Source organism: Paenibacillus sp. VTT E-133280, from assembly GCF_002264385.1.
GTDB classification, from domain to species: Bacteria; Bacillota; Bacilli; order Paenibacillales; family Paenibacillaceae; genus Paenibacillus_AQ; species Paenibacillus_AQ nitricinens.
Window position 1 is genome coordinate 18947 of sequence record NZ_NFUX01000007.1, and the last position, 22471, is coordinate 41417.

Genomic DNA, 22471 nt, shown 5'->3' on the forward strand with positions numbered 1-22471 from the left:
GTTATGCTCGAAAAAGGGAAACTAAGTATTCGTCAGCTAACCATACTGGTTATGCTTCTTACCATCGGGGATTCCATTCTCGTAATCCCCCCTTCCACTACACACTACGCCAGACAAAATGCCTGGATTTCCACTTTAATAGGGATGGTAACAGGTTTGCTAGCCATCTATATGTACAGCAGGTTCACAAAGTTATATCCCAAATTAACGCTTATTCAGGCGATTCAAAAGGCTTTTGGAAAATGGTTAGGGACGATTTTATCGCTTATGACTTTAATGTTTTTTCTTATCGTTACCGTTGGAAGTATGCGTGAGATCAGTGATTTTGTGATTTCAGAAATGTTACCAGGAACCCCTATTCCGGCCATTCTAACTTTATTTATACTTATCGTGATTATGGCAACGCGACTCGGTATTGAGGTCTTAGGACGAACTGGTGAGATCTTTACTCCAATGATTATTGTCCTATTCCTGATCCTGACGGTCGCAATTGTTCCTCAGATGGATATTACCAGAATCCTGCCCATTTTGGAGGACGGAATAAAGCCTGTACTGAGAGGGTCTATCTCCATTACGGCTTACACCTTTTTAGAACCGGTTGTCTTTCTAATGGTACTCCCTTATGTAAGCCAACAACAGAAGATAACAAAAGGCTTACTACTAGGCTGTTTCCTAGGTGGTACTATCATCTTCCTGACACTGACTGTTTCCGTACTAGTGCTAGGTCCGGATCTGACGACCAGAGATATATACCCCAGTTACAACATAGCAAGACGTATATCCATTGGTGGATTCTTCGAGCGGGTGGAAGCCCTGATAGCTCTACAGTGGATGTTAACCCTGTTTATAAAAGTAACTTTGTTCTTCTATGCTTTCATTCTGGGGTTATCCCAATTATTAAAATTAAAAGAGTATCGCGTGTTAACCTTACCTACAGGGTTGATTTTGGTGGCATTAGCACCTATTATTGCCCCCAATTTCACTTATTACAATACAGCTTTCGATAATTATTGGGTGTATTATGTTATAACCTTCGGATTATTTCTCCCCTTGGTGTTGTTAGGTGTGGCGATGTTTCGAAGAACATTGAGTAAAGACTTGAAATCTCAAAACTAAAGATGGTTTGGGAGGTCGTAAACATTGGATTTAGTAGTGATCCTCATCGTTGTGGCTGTTATTATAGCCGTTGAAGTACCCCTTATGTGGAGGAAAAAATTAATCAAGGAGCTGTGGGCGTTCTCATTTCTTCTGTTATTGGGCACCTTTTTTGGCATTATTAACGCATTGCATATCCCAGTCTCTAACCCTTTAGGTTGGATGATATTCATCTATAAACCTGTAGCCGACATGGTAAGTGCTTGGTTATCTTAACAATGGTACTAAACTCATATAATGTAACAATCCGAATCCGAGCAGGGTCACCGAATGCGGTGAGAAACCGTGTGATGCTATTAATATCGTTAGTTTTAATCTCTTGCGGTTTTATCTCCCCACCCCGATTCGTAAATAAACTTAAACATATGAACTGTTTGACACTACAATATAGACCTCGTAGATTCTCTAACCATTAATTCTGCAGGGAAAATCTGATGCGCATGATTTACCTTCTTATTAATGAGATCAAACAAAATCTTAATCGTTGCTTCCGCAATTTCTACTACAGGCTGTTTGATGGTAGTAATGGAAGGATTATAATAGAAGGAAATATCCAGTCCGTCATAACCTGCCACAGAGTACTCTTCTGGAACTCGCTTACCTGCTTCAAATATTGCTTTACAAGCACCGATGGCCATACTATCTGATGAGGTGAAGATAGCAGTAAACTCTTCCCCTGACTCCAGCAGTTCTTTTGTAACCGCATACCCATTTTCCATACTATAGCTGTCAATATTCTCTTTCATCCGGCGTACTAACCGTTCATTATAGGCTATTCCATGATCAGAAAGAGCCTTCTTATACCCTTCATATCTCAATTTACCGATACTCACATCATCTTCAGGCGCGGTAATGACTGCGATTTTCTCATGCCCTAGATTACATAAATAGTCTACAATTTTATAGCTCTCATTAAAGTCATCTACAGATACAGAAGAATAGTCACTTAGATCAAACTCTTCCGTCATTCCAATCGTACTCAGGACAAATGGAACCGTCAATTGCTGTAATTTTTCTTGAGAGTGTGAGAATAATCCCCCCAGAAACACAATTCCCTTCAGGCGTTTTTCTTTCTCCAGCTCAATCGCCACTTCGATCTCATCCTGATTCTCATCGACACGTTGTAGGATGAAGGAGTATTTCTTTCGCTGGATCTCTTTTTCAAATACTTTAATCATTGGGCTGAAAAATGGATTAGATATCCCTTTGATCAATACCGCAATCGTTTTCGAATCGGAACGTTTTAAATTTCTGGCACTGTTATTCGGAACATAATGATTTTCTTTGATGACTTTCATAACCATCGCTTTTGTTTCTTCATTAATATCCGGATGATTGTTTATAGCTCTAGATACTGTAGTCACGCCAACCCCACATAATTTAGCGATATCTATAATAGTCAGTCTCTCCATCTCTATCTTTCCTTTACACGTTAAATAAGAAAGTAGGGGATTCTTGAAGAAAAGACTCAACAAGAAAAGCACCCTACTCGCTTCTACATACATATTCTATTTAACCCTTAACGGCTCCTGCAACGACACCTTCGATGATGTACTTTTGACAAGTCAGGTAGAAAATAATGATTGGCACAATCGCTAAGACCAGCATCGCCATCATAGCTCCCATGTCAATCGATCCATATCCACCTTTTAGGTACTGAATCGCAATAGGAATCGTTTTATATTCTGTACCAATCAGCAGGTCTGGCAATAGAAAGTCGTTCCACACCCACATTACATTAAGAATAGCTACAGTTACAGCAATCGGCTTCAGGATCGGCAATACCACTTTAAAGAAGGCTTGTGGCGGATTACATCCATCGATCATAACCGCTTCTTCAACCTCAAGAGGGATAGACTTCACAAATCCACTAAACATAAACACAGACAGCCCTGATCCAAATCCTAAATAGATCAAGATAATCCCGATTGGATTGTCCAGATGTAGAACGTTAGCCGTTTTAGTCATTGTGAACATAACCATTTGGAACGGTACGATCATTGAGAACACAAAAGCATAATACATCATACCTGTAAATTTTGATTTGACCCGAGTAATATACCATGCGGTCATGGAAGTGAATAACACGATTACAGCAACCGAACACACCGTGATAAACAAGGACATTCCGAAAGCACTGAAGAAATCAATCTTCGCTATACCGCTAGTATAGTTCTTCAAACCAACAAAAGTAGTTCCATTAGGGAGTAAGAAAGGTGTATCACTAATGTAAAACTTACCTTTAAAGGAGTTCATCAGAACAATAAAGATCGGAGATAAGAACGCAATGGCCAAGACCAACAAAATGGTAAAAATGGAGTAATCTTTTGCTCTAGTCTGTTGCATTAGTTCTCAACCTCCTTTCTTCTAGTAATGACAAGTTGTATTAAGGCGATTAAGGCTACCAGTGCAAAAAATACGACGGCTTTCGCTTGACCGACACCTTCCCATCCTGTTTTTCCGTAGAACGTATTGTAGATGTCGAGTGCTAACATCGAGGTCTGCTTAGAAGGAGCACCCGCAGTCAACGCTAAGTTTTGGTCAAACAATTTGAATGAATTCGATAACGTTAAGAATAAACAAATGGTAATGGACGGCATTACGAGTGGAATCGTCACATTACGTAGAATCTTCGAACGTGAAGCTCCATCAATTCTTGCCGCTTCTACTATATCCTTAGGCACATTTTGAATACCTGCAACATAGATAATCATCATGTAACCTATCAATTGCCAATTCATAAGGATGATTAATCCCCAAAATCCATAAGTTGCGTCAGAGGTTAAAGTAACTCCAAATTTGTACAAAATACCATTGAAAATCAGCTGCCAGATGTATCCTAATACGATACCACCTATCAAGTTAGGCATGAAAAAAATAGTTCTAAATACATTAGTCCCTTTTAGCTTTCTAGTTAACAACATCGCCAGTATGAAGGCGAATACATTAATCGTAAGAACCGATAGAACTGTAAACTTAACCGTAAAACCCAGTGCATTTAGAAATTCTTGATTTGAAAATGCTTTAATGTAATTGCCAAACCCGATCCATTTTGCATCATTGACGGTAGTAAACTCTGTAAAGGATAAATATATCCCCAGCAGAAAAGGTACAACAAACGCGATCCCAAAGGCTATCATGGTCGGTAACGCAAAAAGAGCAAAATATTTTCTTATCGATTTTTCCATGGAGTCTTCTCCTATCTCAGTATGGAAAATGATGAACTAGATGTAATTTACTCGAATTGTTGCTTAGTGCCACTGAAATCCGTCTCGACTCCAGTGGCACTAAGCTTATATCTGTATGACAACTGAGAATTATTCAATCATCTTTCCACGCCTTTTTTATTTTGCTTTTTCAGCCTTCCAAGTATCCTTAAAGATGGTTACAACTTCATCCCAGGTTTTATTCCCTTGAGCATATTGCAAGAGTGCATCACCAAAGACATTTTTGAATTCTTCACTTGGGAATGCTGCAAATGTCCAAGCTACGGAGGTCAAATCTTTTTCCATCCAAGCGGAGACTTCTTTAGCCAGTGGATCTGCTGGTTTTTCATTTTCTTCAAAGGTATTGAATGGAGCGATGAAACCTAGATCGTTCGTTACATAAGCTTTACCTTTTTCACTGGAGAACAACCATTCCAAGAAAGCGATAGAAGCTTGTTGGTTCTCAGCAGATGCTTTGCTGTTGATTGCAAAATAGTTTTCTGTACCTACAGCCAGACCTTGTTTCTCTTCGCCTTCCATACCTGTGTAGATAGGCAAGAATTTAATCTCATCTGCTTTCACTACGTTACCGTCAACATCATTGATTTGTGACCAAGCCCAGTTACCGTTTTGAACCATAGCTGCGTTACCGAGTGCGAATTCAGCCATGGAATCAGCTACAGACTTACTGCCTAGCAAAGATTCTTTAGTCACAGAGTTCTTGATGTAAAGATCGAAGATATTTTTAAATTTATCATTGTATTTGAATTCAACTTCTTTAGAGGCTAAACCGGCAAGAACTGTGTTATCAAACTCAGTGTTGTCCTTGAATTCATAGTACAGTGGCAAGTTAGCCAAGTGAGTCTGCCATCTCCATTGCTCACCAGCAGCGAGGGAAGTGGAAGCGAATACGCCTTTAATACCCAGTTGATCTTTTTTAGCGGTCATATCTTCTACTACTGCTTTCAAAGTGTCGAAGTTATTGATTTCAGTGGTGGAAGAGATCGACACAGCTTTATCAGGTAGCGCAAAGTATTTCTTCATAATCGCGTCGTTGTAAATAATACCGTATCCTTCAACTACGTAAGGGATACCATATACACCTTCACCTTCAGTTACAGCCAGGCTTTTGTCGGATAGATAGCTGTACAGCTTAGTATCTTTCAAATCTAAGGTGTAATCTTTCCAAGATTGAAAACCAACAGGTCCGTTGATTTGGAAAATCGTAGGTGCTTCGGACTTAGAAATTTCCGATTTCAATTTCGTTTCGTAAGTACCTGCAGCAGCCGTTACGACTTTCACTTTAACTCCTGTCTCTGCTTCGTAATCCTTAGCGATTTTTTCATATATTTCTGCAATTTCAGGCTTGAAGTTTAAAAAGTAAACCGATCCTTTTTTTCCAGATGAAGCGTTTCCATTATTTGTTGCTGTATTGTTCTCTTTATTACCGCATCCTGCTGCCAAGACTACAACCATAGACATTACCAACATGAGCCCTAAGTATTTTTTGATGTTCTTCATTTTTCTTCCCCCTCATACTTTTTATTTAATGATTTCATTTGAAGACGTTTCTCCGAGTAGCGCTACCGAAATAATGTCAGCGGTTACAATTGACTTAAATAATCTTCTTTATTTTTCCGGTATCCTTATCGGTAACGTTTTCAATTGAAATATTAGCACACCGTTTTCCACATTACAATAGCCTTTTTATTGGTAAAACTAGCCATCTGAAATCTTCGAACGCTATAATAGATAAGTATAAACGCCTTCGGCGTCCTAAGTAAGGACGGTGATCGTTTAAGCGTGAAATGTAAAAATATAAGATAAAACGTGAAACTTATACTTTCTTGTATTTCACAATAGTAAATAGGAATAGGTGATGGCATATCTTATCTCTGATCGAGAAGTATGAGTTACAATTCTCTAATAATAATTATTTTGGCGATATTGGAGTGGAGCCCTCCTACACCATTGTAAAAGGCGCTCTCCCGGTACTTGTGTCAGCTCCGCATGCCATTAACCACTATAGAGAAAATGCTTTAAAACCTGCGGATATGTATACAGGTTCACTTGCTCTGCTATTACAAAAGCTCACAGGTTGTCATTGTATCTATTCCAATAGCTTCTCCAAAGAAGATCCCAATTACATCCTTGGCGGAGAATATAAAGCTGCACTTGGAACAATTGTCAAAGAACATCAAATTAAATTCGTTATAGACCTGCATGGGGCTTCTAAAGATAGAGAATTCGATATGGATTTAGGCACATTACACGGAACATCCATACAAGCAAATAATATAAATGAGGTTGTACGTATTTTTTTCAATAATGGTATTACCAATGTTCATCAAAACCATACATTTTCTGCATCTCATCCCGGAACGATCACTTCATATTCAGCCAAAGAATTGTTAGTTCAAAGTGTTCAAATTGAAATTAATCGAAATTATCGTAACCCGAAATCCTTCGATTTATTCCAAAAAACCATTCATTCCCTCGAACAAATTATCAATCAATTGGGAGGCGCCTAACATAAACATCGAGCAGACCTTCACCATATTAGACAAACAAAGCTATACTGCTAGAGAAGAAATTACGATGAATCCCGATGAGCTGGTTGATTTAGGCTTAGTTCACCATATTTTTGTCGAGCTTACAGCAGAGAATGGCACTCAGGTTAGCTGTTTACTTTTATCAAAAGGTGATATCCCAAGAGGGAGTATACAATTATCTAAAAGAGCAAAGGACAAGCTAGGAGACTGCCCCTTAACAGGATTAACCATCACTAAACCGGAGTACAACACAATCCTTCGGGGAATTCCTAAAGTGAACGAGATTGCCAAACCTTATGTCAAAGCATGTCCAACACTCGTCCGTAAATATTCGAATCATGTCGAGCTGATTAATCCTAAGAATGGCTTTCGCATAAACATCACTCTAAAAGAGGATCACACAGCCAAGCCGAATACGCTGTATTTCAACAGGTACATCATGTTGTTGCTTGAGACTCAGGCCACTGAGGATGATCAACTAATCATTACCCGTGCAAGAACAAGTCCTCAATCCAAGCCAGGCATACATAAACTTATACATCTGGGAATCAAACGGCCCTTAACCGCATTAGGAAATCTTTTTATTGGCAAAAGAGAGCTTACGCTAAGAGTAGGACATCCCTACCCTTTTGATGAGCACCAAAACTTATGCCGAATTCACCCCAATGTTAGAAAACTGCTGGGCATGGAAGAGACCGATAAAATCGTCATTTCCTACAACCATAAAGAAATCGCCGTCCCCATCTTAGACATAGATACGGAGCATATTGCCCAGCTAATCAAGCTAAATGAGGAGAATGAGCAGCTTAAATTTATCGACAGCCACTTATTTATCGGAATCACTGCTTTGTCACGAAATGAATTAGAAATCCCCAACATCGGCACATCGGTTACTGTAAAAAGAAGCATGAACTCTCTATTTTTAAAACACTTAAATAAGCTGGTCTTGCCCGTAATCGCTTTATTGTTTACAGTAGTGCAGCTGTATAAGGATTTGAACTGGAGCATCGCTCTGACTGTTGGTATTTCCGTTGTACTACTTCCGATCATCATCTATACAACACTATCCGAAGAACGAGCAAAAATTAACTAAATGGAGCGATGATCGTGAAATTCACTTCACAATCCCAGGTAGAAGATATGATCTACAGCTCTTATCTGAGAGCCATTAACAACATCACAGAATCTTTGGATGAACAAGTTAGACGACCGGAATTCACCAGAGCATTGCTGGATCTAGTCGGAAATCCGGATCGAGATCAACAATACATACTAGTCACAGGCAGTAAAGGTAAGGGCTCCACCTCTAGATTTATCTCCTCTTTGTTAAGTCACTTAGGATATAAAGTGGGCTTATTCACCTCACCCCATCTGGTTGATTTCAACGAAAGAATACGGATTGACGGGAAGGCCATATCCACGGACGATTTTGTACGATTAGGAAATATAGTTGGCAAGGAATTCCAAAGGATTGAAGATCAGCTTGCCACAGATGAGTATCAAGGTCCTGTTGGTGTAGGTCTAGCGATTGCGGCGTTGTACTTCAAGGAGAATCTTACTGACTTCAATGTGATTGAATGCGGAAGAGGTGGAAGATTTGATGACACCAATGTTCTGAAGAATGACTGGGCTGTCATCACTCCGATTATGGAAGAGCATGTAGCTAATTTGGGACCTGACCTAAACAGTATTACGCTTCATAAGCTGGGCATCGTCAAAAATAAAGCAACAAACGTATATATCAGCAAACAGAAACCGAGCGTACTCGCGACTATAAAGGAGAACCTTAGCGCCCATTCTGCACAGTATTATGAGGAGCAATTTGGGACTGATTCTATTGCGATTGGACCGGTTGGAACTACTTTTGATATTCGGACAAAACAAGCGATTTATCCATCCTTAACGATTCCGTTATTAGGGCAGTTTCAAGCACTCAATGCAGCTACTGCAGTCGCACTATGTGAGGATATTACAGGAGGTTCCCTCAATAGGGAACTCGTTGGCAATTGTTTTGCAAAACTGCAGTGGCCGGGGCGCTGTGAAGTGATCTCTCATGATCCATTAACGATTATTGATGGGGCGATTCATAAACAATCTGCAAGCTATTTGGCTGAACTTATTCAACTCGTTAATCCTGACCGCAGCCGCTCTGTAACTTCAATCATCGGTGTCCCTAAAGATAAGGATTATACAGGAGTTATTGAAATGATGAGTACGGTCTCGGAGCAAATCATCGTCACAAAGCCTGATATAAGTCATCTTTCTTTTCCTACAGATGCACTTCATATCGCCAAACATTTTATCGAAAAAAGCTACGAGTTCCCTTATTTGGAGGATGCTCTCTCACACCTAAAAGCAAGCTCTTCCTCCGAAATTATTGTTATTGTCGGCACGCAAACCTTTATCGGAAACGCCAAACGATTATTCGGGCAATCGCTGCTCGATATCGGATTATAACTGATCCAAGCGCTGGAGAATTACTTCCCTATAAAGATCAGATAGAGCTGGCACCTCACTTGGATTCTGCTTACAATACTCATCTAACATCACCTTATGATTGACTTCAATAACCATGAGGCCTTGATTTGTCTCTAAAATATCTACGGAGCAGAAATCAAGGCCTAGTGCTTTAGAAGCCCGGGAAGCAAGCTCCGCTAGCGCCACTCGTTTGGCATGATCGTTAACTTCAATCGCAAGAGCCCCATTAATCAAATTATGCTTCCAGGAATGCACTCTTTTTTTGCCAAGGAATACACGCGCTTGATGATTAAAAGTTACGATTCTATACTCAATCTCCGCTTCATAATAAGGACCTATCGCCCCATTAAGCTGCAAAGAAAATAATAAATCCAGCTTTTCGTGCAGATCGGCTATCTCATTAATTTTATAAACATGATTTCCCTGCGCCCCGTTATCCTGCTTCACAACTACCTGCTTATTGAACTTATAAAAAGAACGCTTGGCTAATTCATAAGGATCTGAATGATTAAATTTTGCGTCGGGATGTGCTAAATAGGTATGTTCTACAGCCGCAACATCCCCTTTGTGCAGAACGTCATAAGTTAGAGATTTACTCATAGCAATAATTGTAGAGGCACTACTATTCAGACCTATTTCAGCGTCTACCATCACAAAGGATTTCAATCCATCCGACGCTCTATATACGAAATTCGGTGTAACTTCCTCAAAGGTAATCCCTGAGGTTGTAACAGAATGCTGGATCATTTTTAAGTAAGGCCTAGTCGTCATTCAGTTTCCTCATTTCCAACAAAATAATACCAAACCTAATCATAGCATGAGAAATATCAATCGAAAACATATTTATATGTTATATTTATTTACATACATATTTTCAAAACCATGATTAATAGGCTCTTTTTTACAAAACCAATAGAATTGATGTTATGTTTTATGACTGATAACGCTTTTACAGAAAAAATAAGTGTTGATTATTTATTAATCATCCTCTATGATAAGCTTAGCAAGCGAACCAAAAAGTTAAAGCGGTTAAACTTTTGATTTTGAGTTTCTAGTATTATTGCTATTAAATAGTGTTGTCATGATCAAAAGTTAAAGCGCTTATACTTTAAAACTGAAAGGTTGATGTGTCATGATCAATCGCGAGAACAGGCGGCAGACGTTTTATATGTATCTGTTCATTTCTCCTTGGATTATCGGCTTCCTTGTATTCGCCCTTTATCCTATTTTGTCATCGCTTTACTTCAGCTTCACTGATTATGACATCATACACCCGCCTAAGTTCATCGGGCTCGCTAACTACACAGAGATGTTTCACAATGACCTGTTCTGGAAATCGGTGGTTGTCACGCTGAGATATACCTTCATCGGTGTTCCCATCCAGCTTGCACTTGGTCTTGGTTTTGCGCTATTGCTCCACCAGACCATTCCTCTCCGCGGCTTTTTCCGAACAGCAATGTATTTTCCAAGTATGGTATCCGGCGTGGCTATGTCCCTGCTATGGTACTGGATCTTCAACCCGCAAATCGGGCTCTTCAATTACATTCTTTCCTGGTTCGGCATTCATGGACCGGCTTGGCTGATGAACCCCGACACTGCGCTATACGCCTTAATCATCATGACTTTCTGGACAGCAGGCTCAGGAATGATTTTATTCCTCGCAGGACTGCAAGGCGTACCGGCCAGTTTGATCGAAGCAGCCAATCTTGACGGTGCTGGACGCTTTAGAATTTTCTTGAACATTACCTTACCAATGATCTCTCCTGTCCTGCTCTTTCAACTAATTATGGGGCTGATTGATTCTTTCCAAGTCTTTACCCAAGCTTTTGTCATGACTCAAGGGGGTCCAAATTACTCAACCTGGTTCTATGTCTATAATCTCTATACCAGTGCTTTCAAAGAATATCGTGCCGGTTATTCCTCAGCCTTGGCCTGGGTACTCCTCATCGTAGTTATGCTGTGCACCGCACTAATTATGAAATTATCTAACCGTTATGTTCACTACGAAGGAGGCGGACGCAAATGAGTACAGTAAGAGCGCTAAGCCCCCAGACTAAAGGAACAAGACGCCGCCGGAAAGTGGAACCTGTTAAGATTTTCAGCTTTATCACTTTAGTAGTTACAACATTTCTGATGCTGCTTCCTTTGTTCTTCATGGTCTCCACTTCACTTAAGTCCAAACGCGAGATGCTGAAGTTCCCGCCCACCTTTCTACCGGAGAGCTGGCAGTGGAGCAATTACACAGAAATTTTTGATACCCTGCAGTTCGGTACGCTTTACAAAAACAGTTTAATTATCGCCGGTCTCAGCGTTGTAGGTACATTAATTTCTTCGGCGCTGGTCGCCTATGGATTCGCCAGATTTAGAGGTAAAGGGAATCAGATATGGTTCATTCTATTATTGAGCACAATGATGTTGCCTTATCCAGCCATTATGATTCCGCAATTCGTACTCTTTTCACAAATGAACTGGATCGACACCTTTCTACCCTTGATTGTGCCTGCTTTCTTCGGCTCAGCTTATAACATTTTCCTGCTGCGCCAATTCTTCTCCACGTTGCCTGAAGAGCTGTTTGATGCCGGACGCATTGATGGCTGCGGCGAAATACGGATGTGGGCTACTATAGCACTCCCACTCTCCAAGCCTGCCCTAGCCACTGTAGCTATCTTTGCTTTTATCTACAACTGGAACGATCTGCTTACACCGGTGCTATACCTAAGCTCTTCAGAGAAGTTCACGCTACCCGTCGGGATGGCTTCTCTCACCTCATCGAGATTCCGCATTCCACCATGGCATCTGCTGATGGTCGCTTCAGTTCTGGCTATGGTTCCAATCGTTACGCTGTTCGCTGTAGCACAGAAACAGTTCGTCGAAGGGATTGTACTTACAGGGATTAAGTAATAATCCGCCAACAGGGCGGCCAAATATACTTGAAATCATGGAGGGTTTAGCTAATGAACAAGAACAGGAAAAGTAGTGCGCTTTTACTTGCAACAACCATGCTAGTTGTTCTGGCATTGTCAGGCTGTAGCGGAGGTAAATCGGCTGGTAACACTCTATCCGAAGGAAATGGCGGCTCGACCAATTCAGGAGGCAAGGCAGAAACGGTAACCATCACCCATTACACAATAGATTCAGAGGACCGGACATTTGTTGAGAAATTAATTCCTGATTTCGAAAAGCAGCACCCTAACATTAAAGTGAAAGTGGAAAAAGCACCTTATGAGCAGTTCGACAGCAAGCTGCAAACGCTAATTGCCGGTGGCAAATCACCAGATGTGACAAGTCACTGGGGTTATGGAGGTTTCGCAGAATACTACAACAAGGATATGCTGCTCGATTTGACCGACCTAATTAAAGAGGATGGTTTCAAGCCAGCGGATTACAACATCCCAGAGAACCTCATGAATATCTATAAGGTTAAAGATCACACATATGGTATCCCAGTTAATATGTATGTCACCTTAATGCTCTATAACAAAGACATGTTTGATGCTGCCAAGCTGACTTACCCAACAAGCGATTATGAAGATAAGAGCTGGACGTTTGAAAAGATGGTCGACCAAGCTAAACAAATGACTCTCGTCTCCGATGATATTGCCAAAACACAATATGGCGTAGACTTTACCTGGTCTGAACGCGATATGCGGCCATTATATTTTGGAGCGCAGCCTTATTCAGAGGATACATGGACTAATGGCGGTGTGCCTTCTGAGACTTATTTTGATTCCCCTGAAGTGATTGCCGCCTATAACAAGCTCTTTGATCTCGTCTTCAAGGATAAGGTCTCCCCTTCCTCTGAGTGGAGCAAAAGCGTAGCCGGACAGAACGGCGATCCCTTCGTTGCAGGTAAAATCGGGATGTCTATCGGTGGCTCATGGAACCTTGCAGGTGCGAATGACTTTCCCTTCAAAATCGGCGTAGCCGCTGTACCATGGGGAGGAAACGATAAGGTGCGCAGCACACTTTACGTCGATCCGCTGCTGATCTTGAAGGACTCCAAACATCCGAAGGAAGCTTTGGAATGGATCAAATATTTGATCACTACCGAAGTGCAGGAGAAATCCATTGAGCTTAGTGGCGGTAACCCACCCGTCAACACCGAAGCTGCTGAAGCTTACTATAAACATTTTGACGGCATCGATCCACAAGATATCAAAAATGTCTACGAGGGTGCTGTGAACTATGGCTTCGAATCCTACAACCATTTGATCACCAACTACTCGCAAATTAATGACATGTTCATTAATGAATTGCAGCCAGTAGAAACTGGACATAAGACGGTGGAAGAGGTGATGACGACGATTCAGAAAAAAGTTACGGAGATCATTCATCGTTAATATTTGGCAAGTATGCCGTCCCTTTAGGGACGGTATGCCTGTTTGAAATCATACGTTCAGCGGACAGTCTGCCAACCCTGTATACTGAAGGTAGAAAACAGGATCGGAAAATCTGCCGCGAGGAGAGCTTGAGATGAAAGTGAGTATTTTTGATGTAGCCAAAAAGTCGGGATTATCCGTTGTAACCGTATCCCGGGTCTTAAACGGGGCCGAATCGGTACGCGAGAATAATCGCCAGAAGGTGCTGGAGGCCATTAAAGAGCTGGATTATCGCCCTAATGCAGCGGCACGCAGTCTGGCAAGCGGTAAGACGGGAATTATCGGTATTATTGTCACCACGCTGCAGGATTCCTTTTTTGACGCAGTGGTCAAAGAGCTGAATGAAGTATTAGCGATGCATGGTTATTTTTCAGCCATATCCATCTCAACAGGCATCGAATCGGATGATAGCCATTATTTGATCCAAGAAGATCGTGTAGATGGTTTGATTCTGCTCTCTCCGATAGAAGAGGACAATTATATTGTGGAAATGAAACGACGAGGCATCCCTTATGTACTAATCGATAACCAAAAGCCTGAGAATGACACCTACTCTATTACAATCGACAACTTCAAAGGCGGATATATGGCTACCCGTCATCTGTTAGCGCTCGGCCATACATCAATCGCTCATCTCTGTGGACAGGAAATGTTCCGTAGTACACGGGAGCGGCGTGCCGGATTCCTACAAGCGCTTGAGGAAAAAGATCTTACTCCATTTGAAATTGTACATGGCGAATTCGAAATTGAAATGGGATACGATACCTGTAAGCGTTGGCTGAACGAAGGACAGTTACCTACTGCAGTATTCGCTGGCGATGACAATATCGCTCTTGGCGTCATCAACGCGCTGATGGAAGCTGGCATCCGGGTACCCGAACAGGTAGCTGTGATTGGCTATGATGATCATTATATCGCTTCACAGCTTCATCCATATTTAACAACGATCCGTCAGCCCTCGGACAAAATTGGATTAGCAGCTGCCGAAATGCTCTTAAAGCGTATCTCCGGAAAGATGAAGCGCGGAGCTGGTGTAAAGATTGACCCAGAGTTAATAGTACGGGAATCTACTACTTCCAAGTAATTAAATAATATAAACAAGGAGTGACAACCATTGACTTACTACTTGGGAATCGATGGTGGAGGCACCAAAACCTATGCTCTGCTATGCGATGAACATGGCAATGTTCTCGGTAAGGGCAGGAGCGGTAACGGCAACCACCAGACAGGCGCCCTTGAGGCAGCCAACAGTATTCGAGAGGCCACATTCGGGGCACTAAATGAGGCCGGACTCCGATTGGAGGACATCCAACATACTTATCTTGGGCTTGCCGGCGCTGACCGCGAGGCCGATTATGCTATTCTCCATCCAATGATTCGCGAGATCGGATTTATCAATTACACCATTAACTGTGACACCATGATCGGATTACGTGCAGGGACGACTCGCCCTTATGGAGTTGCACTAATCTGCGGCACAGGCACCAATTCGGCTGGCAGAAACACGCAAGGAGAGCACTATCAGTGTGGTGGTTTTGACTACATGTATGGTGACTTCGGCGGTGGCGGTGCACTCAACATTGAAGTCTTTCGTTCTGTCATAAGAGCTTGGGATGGACGGGAACAACCTACCCTCTTAACCGGACTTCTACTCAACTTGCTAGGTTATGAGGAAGTTGCAGATATGTTTAATGATTTCCTCAATCATTGGAAAAGGGTCCCTGTTCATGCTGCACGCTTGCTCTTCGAAGCAGCAGCTGAAGGAGATGCTGTAGCCTTAGAGATTCTAAATCGGCAAGGCGTTGAGTTAGGGAAGTCCGCTGCTGCAGTCATCCACAAGCTTGGGATGGAGCAGGATACTTTCGATGTGGTTCTGGCGGGAAGTCTGCTAACCCGTGGGGATCGCGGCTGGATTCGCGGACCTATTGAGAAAGCTGTACAAGCCGCAGCCCCACATGCAACTGTGGTGACTCTTGCCACAGAGCCTGTAGTAGGTGCCGTATGGTCCGCGATGGATCAAGATGGTTTGACCCTTAGTAGTGAAGTGTATGAGAGTATGCGGCAATTTCAAGATTATGAATCGATCCAACAAACAAAAAAGACAGGAGTGGTTGATCTTGGCAACTAATCAAGGATTAAAGATCGCAGTTATCGGTGGGGGTTCTTCGTATACACCCGAATTGGTAGAGGGATTTATTCTTCATTACAAGGAGCTTCCTGTTCGTGAACTATGGCTCGTAGACATCGAACCTGGACTTCGCAAGCTGAACATTGTTGGAAATCTCGCTAAACGTATGGTTGAGAAATCCGGGCTACCGATTGAAGTTCATCTTACAACAGACCGCCGGAAGGCTATCGAAGGCGCAGACTTCGTCAGCACACAGATGCGTGTCGGTATGCTTGATGCCCGCGCACGTGATGAATCGATTCCTCTTAAATATGGTGTCATTGGTCAAGAAACGACAGGTCCTGGCGGAATGATGAAGGCACTGCGTACGATCCCTGTCATTCTGGATGTATGCCGGGATATTGAAGAGCTGGCTCCTAACGCATGGCTGCTCAATTTCACCAATCCTGCAGGAATGGTCACTGAGGCTGTTCTTAAATACTCCAAAGTAAAGAGTATCGGTCTCTGTAATGCACCTATCGGCCTAATCAAGCAAGTATCTTCCAAATATAACGTAGCTGCCGACCGTGTATATGCTGAGTTTGTGGGTCTGAATCACTTGCACTGGATTACTCGAATCGACGTTGATGGTGAAGATAAACTGGATGACATGCTCACAGAGGGCTACAGTGCCAAGAACGTGCCCGCCCGAGAGTGGAATCCAGAATTCCTACAATCTCTTCGCGCCGTGCCTTCCTACTATTTGAAATATTTCTATATGACAGATGCCATGCTCGAAGAGCAGATGGAATCGTTTAAGCAAGGTATCAACCGTGCTGAAGTCGTCAAACGCGTAGAAGAAGAGCTATTTGAGCTATACGCCAACTTAGAGCTGAGCGAGAAACCGAAACAGCTAGAACAACGCGGTGGTGCTTTCTATTCAGAAGCAGCAGTTAATCTCATGAGATCGCTCCATAACGGTTCAAACGATATCCAGACCTTAAATGTTGCTAACCGTGGCATACTGGACTTCTTGCCAGATGATGCAAGTATTGAAGTTAACTGTGTTGTCACCAAGAACGGACCACTACCTTTACCGTTGACTAAGATTCCACCGATGGCCAAAGGGCTTATTCATGCTGTCAAAACCTACGAGCAGCTAGCCATTGATGCCGCTGTAACAGGTGATCGTGCGCTTGCCCTTCAGGCAATGGTACATCATCCACTCGTTCCATCTGTAGATGTGGCGGTTCGGATGCTGGATGAAATGCTGGAAGCCAATAAAGAGTTCTTGCCGAACTTTTTTGGCAAACAATCATAGAAAAGAGGCGTCAATATGTCAGCTAAAGCGGTTTGGAAAGGCGATGTCAACCAAGCATTATGCGCGTTTACATTTGATGATGGGCCTTCCCAGCTTCCCGTTGAATTATGGCTGGATGCTCTAGAGGAGGAAGGGGCGGTTGGTACCTTCTTCTTCACTGGAGAATGGATGGATCAGCATCCAGAGAAGGCGAGATTAATTCTCTCCCGGGGTCATGTGCTTGCTCCGCATACGTATCATCATCGGCGAATGGCCCAAGTACCAAAGACGGTATTCTTAGAGCAATTGAAGCTGACTGAGCTGGCATATCAGGACGCAACGGGTCTTCCGTCTCCCAATTTTATGCGTTTTCCATACTGCTCCTACCGGGATGAGAATCTCGATTGGCTGACAGAATGGGGCGATTATCTGGATATTGAGGGCGTTGATTGCGGAGACTGGGCAGGTATTTCTGCAGAAGAAATCGTTGCCAACGTTGAACCTAAGCTAGAGAATGGAACCATTGTGGTTATGCATAGCAATGATGTTGCAAAGGGTTCACCGGATGCATTAAGAGCACTTATTCGGATCGCCAAGCAAAGAGGCTTGGAGAGTGTCGGCGTACCTGAGATCCTAGAGTCCATTGGCGTAGAAGTAAACTATAGACCTTGGAAAATAGCCGTAGAAGTTCCGGCGGAGTTAGATCATTCCGCGGAAAATTGGGTCCCTTTAGAAAATTGTAAGCAGCTTGCCGATCTCGCGGCCCAGACAACTGAGTGGAACATTCCGCAATATACACTGCATTTCACTTCTGAAAAGGAGTGGCTGGAGCATCTGGAGAGTCCACTAGTAGAGGTTGGAGTGACAGAGGATCGCGAGTTGTTTACCCTACGGCAATTTGACGGCAGCTATTGGGGATATGTACGCGCCGGTGTCGTAGACAATACCCTCATATTATTAGATTATGCGGCTAAAGAAGCGCAAGCCGATACCTTAGTGTACTTACTTCGCTGGGCTGCTGATACTTCGATCAGACTGGGCTTAACCCGGATTGAGGCAAGGCTGAATATCCGCAAGATGAGCGAAATGTGCAGACAGATAGGCTGGCAGTCAGAGATTCTAGAAGATCAATAAGAGACATCATCCATACTGATAAATAGTTGCGCTAAAAAACAGCGGTCCCCCATTATTGGTGGATCGCTGTTTTGCGTTGTGGGAATGGCAAATTGTAAGTTGTCGTTCCTTTCGGTACAATCAATTCTAACATCGTATGATTCCATCAGAAGGGGTGATTTCTTGCGTAAAGACACCAAAACCATCGGCGAGGCGGCTAAGCTGCTGGGCACAACCATTAAAACCATCCGTTATTATGACGACATTGATCTTTTGAAGCCATCGAGTCATAGCGAAGGTGGACATCGGTTATATACGCCCGAAGATATTTCCCGCCTGCGGCTGATCACAACACTGCGTTATTTGAGCTTCGGCATTGACGAGATTCGCCAAGTCATCGCTGGAGAGATTCAGCTCAATACAGCACTCAACTGGCAAATCGAAGCACTGGAGACGCAGGTTAGTACACTGACTAATATGATTTCGATTCTACGCCAAGCTCAAGAGCATCATTCATCAGGCAATTCCATGGATTACATGAATGAGCTGGCTGACTCCTTGTCCATGAATGCTGCTAAACGAAGCGAGTTCATTTCCAGCAAAATAGAAGAAATACAGCCGCTCGGTCAATTGCCGTCCGAATGGCAGAATACTTTTTTGTATTTGTTCAATAAATATATTATCAATGAAGTCAAAGTGACGGCCGGGCAAACCGTAGCTTGGAATGAGCTGCAAGCGCTAATGAATGATGCGCAGTACATGGAGGAGCTCGTCCGATTCGAACTACCCTTCTTAAATATGGTCAAGCACCCTCGTGTTCCCGCTGCATCCTGGATCAGAACGCTGGAGAGTATCCGAATCCGGGTGGAGGCAGCCCTGCAACACAAATTATCAGCAGACAGCGCTGTTGTACAGGCAATTGTTGAAGATTTTGTGATGATGTATGCAGGTCCAGAGCAGTTCCGCGATAAGGCTGCCTTTTTCCGCCAATATGCTCAATGCATGCAAACTGCTCCTTCCAAACGGATAGAACGCTTTAATAAACTGTGCCTGCTCCTCAACCCCAAATGGGATGTTATTGTAAGAGGAAATGCCTTGCTGATGCAAGGACTACAATGGAAACTCGAGCAGGAGAACGCTCATTCCGCGCCTTGTTGAAGTGTGAACTTCGGATGGTCCCCCAGGTTGATGTTCAAATATTGCAAGGGCTGCCCTTTCAAATAATGGTCAAAAAAATCGAGCGTGTACTCATTAATCAGCTCATGCGTTCCACGCACATCCACACCCTCCATCCATTTAAACAAAGGGGTGAGCAGATATAGATCGGAGAAGCTCATATGTGTACTGTTTTTGAATGTCATCCAATAGTTTCCGCCAACGGTTACCGGCTCATACCGGGCAAACAGCTCATTATAGTAGGCTGTGATTTCGTCTCTGTTCGTTCCCAATGCGGCGATCTCTTCATCAGTGGTTTGGTCTACTCCTTTTAATGTGTCATCGGCACTCATGAGCAGAAAAGGCTTCTTTAGGCCGTCTGCAGGAATCCGCTTTTCACCGTAAAGTACCCCATCCATATCGATGCCTGCTTGTATTCTCTGATCATCCAGCAGCATTTGCACCGTCGTGGCTCCCCCAAAGGAATGTCCGAACATGCCCATATGTTCAAGATCGATCCGGTCAGTAAACAGACCGCTAGGGTCGTTCGCAGACAAGGCCTCCATTCGATCAAGCACAAACTTCGCATCTTCTACCCAGACTTCATTACGCCGATCCATAAAAGAATACTTCATTTGCTCATAGCCCATTTTCCCCTCTGAATCAAACTCCACCACAGGCTTATCTGGAAATGCTGAAGCTACACTGCTATAAGCATGTTCAATCCCAACGACAATATAGCCGTGACTTGCCAATTGCTCGACTTGAAACGTGTTCTGATTCTTGTAGCCCATAAATCCATGCGAGAAGAGCAGCACAGGATATTTAGATTCTGTATCGGCTAATCCGGCATTCGCAATAGCATGGGTATTGACTAGCTTAAATCCTGAGAATAAAAACTCCGGCAAGTGCAAAAATTCATGCAGTCCTTCTATATACGGAGCAGGATCAGATAAATATGGCACCTTTTTTCCAGTAGCCTCCGAACTTGCCGGATACCAGATTTGTACCATTAATTCGCGGGAATCACCGGATGTTTTCGTAAATTTCTCTTCTCTTGCAGAATCGGTCCAATGGTAGGTGACGGTCCCTATCGCGTAAGGACCTGTGGGCTCCGCAAAAGAAAATACAGGGAATAGGATCGGCAGCGCAATGGACACAGCAGCATAAACCACTCCAACTCCTCCGAGAATTAGCGCCCTCCAGCGCTGTCGCGGCTTTCTTTCTGCCCTTGCTGTGGATCGGAAGAAAGGCCTTACCCCTCCTACAATCGCCCATAGTGTGACCAGATACATTGGGATCATCGGCCACCGCAAGCCTTCCACGAAAGCGTGGACAAGCAGTAAAGCAGCAGAAATTCCGCCGCCTATCAGCCACCCGCGTTGTGATTTGGGGCGTCCTAGTATTAACCCACTCAAAATCAATACATTAAATAAGACAAGCATGATTTCAATCCATCTCATAATCTATAATCCTCCTTGGATTTCTCTACTGGCTGTCGACCTGAACCAAGTATAAAACCTCCTGTTAGAGGAGAATCAAAAAAATTAATTCGAATGGAGGATTGGGGCAGGACTGAGGGAAAGATTGTCTCTGATGATATTGAAGGCTTATAGCATCCATAAGATGCTACTTCAGCGTATTTCTCGAATGACCTGGGCAATGCCAGAAGAAATATCAGGCTCTTTTACACTAGATACATTGAGCTTTAGAATCCTCTCTTTTTTTGCAAAATAGGAAAGGTAACCGCTATCCGCCAATTCCACTCGAATGGACTTTTTTTGCAGCCGTTTGATCATCTGCTCTGCTCTAAGGTTATCCTCCAATTTCAGATAAGTATGAACACCTAGCTGACTGGCTGGAACATAGGAATAATGCTCTTCAGACGCTGCATTTGCCTCCTTCATAATCGAATCGTGGAGGAGCATTGATCTTTTTCCGTAGCAGGAACGCATTTTTTTTCGGTGACGCTCGAACATCCCGCTTTTCAAATACAACTCCAGCGCAGCTTGCGACAACATAGAGCTATCTATATCCATCAGTCTTTTGAATCGGTTAAAGGACCCACAGAGCACCTCGGGAAGTACGGCCACACCAACGCGCAGACCTGGGAATATAATCTTGGAGAAGCTTTTTAAATAAATAACATGTGATGTATTATCATAGGCATAGATCGGATCTTGCTTCGCATCCTGCTCCAAATCTGCCATGTAGTCATCCTCTACGATATACACATCGTATTTAGCTGCAAGCTGGGCAATCGCCTTCTTCTGATTTCGTGTAAAGGAAACGCCCAGCGGATTATGGAACCGTGGAACGGTATAAAAGAACTTAAATTCACCAGTTTTAAATAACCGCTCTAATTCATCCAAATCCACCCCATCATCCGAACGCCGTATCCCCTCTGCCTCGATTTCATATGTCTTCAAATACTCCATAAACAAAGGATAACTCGGCTGTTCAATCAATACTCGCTCCTTACCATTCGGAAAAGGAATACGGGTCAAGAGTCCAAGGGCCTGCTGCACACCAGAGGTGATAAAAATCTGCTTTGGATCAGCGAATACCTGATAAGAAGCCAGTTGTCGCTGCATTTCACGGATAAGAGACGGCAGCCCCTGCGGTGTTCCATAGATAAACAGATCCTTACGGTACATATCAATCGCTTTATTGATGCAATGTTGAAAATCCAGATATGGAAAAATATCAGGGTCTGGTGCAGATGCCGTAAAATCGATCCAGTGCGAACCTTCCTCTTTCCGCTGTCCACTGCGTTTCATGACATAATATCCGCTCTTTGAAGCTGCGTAGATTAGATGTTTATCTTGAAGGTCCTGGAGTGCACGAATCACCGTGCTCTTATTGCAATCATAACGAAGTGCTAGTTCCCGAATAGAGGGTAGCTTGTCGCCTTCTCGATACGTGTCTTCAACGATTTGTAATTCTAGATCATTGATTATTTCCGAATACTTATACATCCTCTTCACCTTCCTCCGAATCTAATTTGTACCGGTACAGATGAACAA

The 22471-nt window shown here is 43.0% G+C and carries 20 protein-coding genes; 13 read left to right on the plus strand and 7 right to left on the minus strand.

The window, feature by feature from the left end:
- The first annotated feature begins 3 nt into the window (after positions 1-3).
- Together CA600_RS04880 and CA600_RS04885 are read left to right on the plus strand one after the other, a co-directional pair.
- The gene (locus CA600_RS04880; RefSeq protein WP_094869194.1) at positions 4-1116 is read left to right on the plus strand and encodes a GerAB/ArcD/ProY family transporter; all 1113 of its coding nucleotides are present in this window, start codon (positions 4-6) and stop codon (positions 1114-1116) included.
- Between the two features lie 24 nt (positions 1117-1140).
- Positions 1141-1371, plus strand: a complete 231-nt coding sequence (locus tag CA600_RS04885) for a hypothetical protein (protein WP_094869195.1) — start codon at positions 1141-1143, stop codon at positions 1369-1371.
- Between the two features lie 164 nt (positions 1372-1535).
- Here CA600_RS04885 and CA600_RS04890 read toward each other — a convergent pair whose 3' ends face one another.
- The 4 genes from CA600_RS04890 to CA600_RS04905 all read right to left on the minus strand — a co-directional run bounded on the left by CA600_RS04890 (position 1536) and on the right by CA600_RS04905 (position 5882).
- A complete protein-coding gene (locus CA600_RS04890) occupies positions 1536-2567 on the minus strand; it encodes a LacI family DNA-binding transcriptional regulator (RefSeq protein ID WP_094869196.1) in 1032 nt (343 codons plus the stop codon).
- Positions 2568-2667: 100 nt separating this feature from the next.
- Entirely contained in the window at positions 2668-3501 is an 834-nt protein-coding gene (locus CA600_RS04895) for a carbohydrate ABC transporter permease (RefSeq protein WP_094869197.1), read from the minus strand.
- Positions 3501-4343, minus strand: coding sequence for a carbohydrate ABC transporter permease (locus CA600_RS04900; RefSeq protein WP_094869198.1), 843 nt, complete (start codon positions 4341-4343; stop codon positions 3501-3503). Before CA600_RS04900 ends, CA600_RS04895 begins: the two co-directional genes overlap by 1 nt.
- Before the next feature lie 156 nt (positions 4344-4499).
- On the minus strand, positions 4500-5882 hold the full coding sequence (locus tag CA600_RS04905; protein WP_094869199.1) for an ABC transporter substrate-binding protein: 1383 nt from the start codon (positions 5880-5882) through the stop codon (positions 4500-4502).
- Between the two features lie 476 nt (positions 5883-6358).
- On the opposite strand from CA600_RS04905, the gene CA600_RS04910 reads away from it, so the two are divergent.
- The 3 genes from CA600_RS04910 (at position 6359) to CA600_RS04920 (ending at position 9370) form a co-directional block, all read left to right on the plus strand.
- Positions 6359-6892 carry an N-formylglutamate amidohydrolase gene (locus CA600_RS04910; protein ID WP_179281534.1) on the plus strand — a complete coding sequence of 178 codons (534 nt, stop codon included), beginning with the start codon at positions 6359-6361 and terminating at the stop codon, positions 6890-6892.
- A 67-nt stretch (positions 6893-6959) separates the two neighbouring features.
- Positions 6960-8006: a hypothetical protein gene (locus CA600_RS04915; RefSeq protein WP_094869201.1), complete on the plus strand. Its 1047-nt coding sequence runs from the start codon at positions 6960-6962 to the stop codon at positions 8004-8006.
- Between the two features lie 14 nt (positions 8007-8020).
- Entirely contained in the window at positions 8021-9370 is a 1350-nt protein-coding gene (locus tag CA600_RS04920) for a bifunctional folylpolyglutamate synthase/dihydrofolate synthase (protein ID WP_179281535.1), read from the plus strand.
- On the opposite strand, the gene CA600_RS04925 is transcribed toward CA600_RS04920, so the two are convergent.
- Entirely contained in the window at positions 9365-10162 is a 798-nt protein-coding gene (locus CA600_RS04925) for an ATP-grasp domain-containing protein (RefSeq protein ID WP_094869203.1), read from the minus strand. The two genes, CA600_RS04920 and CA600_RS04925, sit on opposite strands and share 6 nt — an antisense overlap.
- Before the next feature lie 361 nt (positions 10163-10523).
- Here CA600_RS04925 and CA600_RS04930 point away from each other — a divergent pair, with 361 nt between their 5' ends.
- The 8 genes from CA600_RS04930 (at position 10524) to CA600_RS04965 (ending at position 19448) form a co-directional block, all read left to right on the plus strand.
- Positions 10524-11417, plus strand: a complete 894-nt coding sequence (locus CA600_RS04930; protein WP_036687229.1) for a carbohydrate ABC transporter permease — start codon at positions 10524-10526, stop codon at positions 11415-11417.
- Positions 11414-12292 (plus strand): carbohydrate ABC transporter permease, encoded by an 879-nt coding sequence (locus CA600_RS04935; RefSeq protein ID WP_094869204.1) that lies wholly within the window; start codon positions 11414-11416, stop codon positions 12290-12292. The genes CA600_RS04930 and CA600_RS04935 overlap by 4 nt, the downstream gene beginning before the upstream one ends.
- 53 nt (positions 12293-12345) lie before the next feature.
- Positions 12346-13731, plus strand: a complete 1386-nt coding sequence (locus tag CA600_RS04940; protein ID WP_094869205.1) for an ABC transporter substrate-binding protein — start codon at positions 12346-12348, stop codon at positions 13729-13731.
- A 133-nt stretch (positions 13732-13864) separates the two neighbouring features.
- Positions 13865-14854 (plus strand): LacI family DNA-binding transcriptional regulator, encoded by a 990-nt coding sequence (locus CA600_RS04945; RefSeq protein ID WP_094869206.1) that lies wholly within the window; start codon positions 13865-13867, stop codon positions 14852-14854.
- Between the two features lie 30 nt (positions 14855-14884).
- Positions 14885-15898 (plus strand): N-acetylglucosamine kinase, encoded by a 1014-nt coding sequence (locus CA600_RS04950; RefSeq protein ID WP_094869207.1) that lies wholly within the window; start codon positions 14885-14887, stop codon positions 15896-15898.
- Positions 15846-17198 carry a 6-phospho-beta-glucosidase gene (locus tag CA600_RS04955; protein ID WP_094869208.1) on the plus strand — a complete coding sequence of 451 codons (1353 nt, stop codon included), beginning with the start codon at positions 15846-15848 and terminating at the stop codon, positions 17196-17198. Before CA600_RS04950 ends, CA600_RS04955 begins: the two co-directional genes overlap by 53 nt.
- A 15-nt stretch (positions 17199-17213) precedes the next feature.
- Positions 17214-18311 (plus strand): polysaccharide deacetylase family protein, encoded by a 1098-nt coding sequence (locus CA600_RS04960; RefSeq protein ID WP_094869209.1) that lies wholly within the window; start codon positions 17214-17216, stop codon positions 18309-18311.
- A gap of 162 nt (positions 18312-18473) precedes the next feature.
- Positions 18474-19448 carry a MerR family transcriptional regulator gene (locus CA600_RS04965; RefSeq protein WP_256989738.1) on the plus strand — a complete coding sequence of 325 codons (975 nt, stop codon included), beginning with the start codon at positions 18474-18476 and terminating at the stop codon, positions 19446-19448.
- Here the strand turns inward: CA600_RS04965 and CA600_RS04970 are convergent.
- Both CA600_RS04970 and CA600_RS04975 read right to left on the minus strand, forming a co-directional pair.
- A complete protein-coding gene (locus CA600_RS04970; protein ID WP_094869211.1) occupies positions 19430-20908 on the minus strand; it encodes an alpha/beta hydrolase in 1479 nt (492 codons plus the stop codon). The genes CA600_RS04965 and CA600_RS04970 overlap by 19 nt on opposite strands.
- A gap of 171 nt (positions 20909-21079) precedes the next feature.
- Positions 21080-22423, minus strand: coding sequence for an aminotransferase-like domain-containing protein (locus tag CA600_RS04975; protein ID WP_094869212.1), 1344 nt, complete (start codon positions 22421-22423; stop codon positions 21080-21082).
- Positions 22424-22471: the final 48 nt, after the last annotated feature.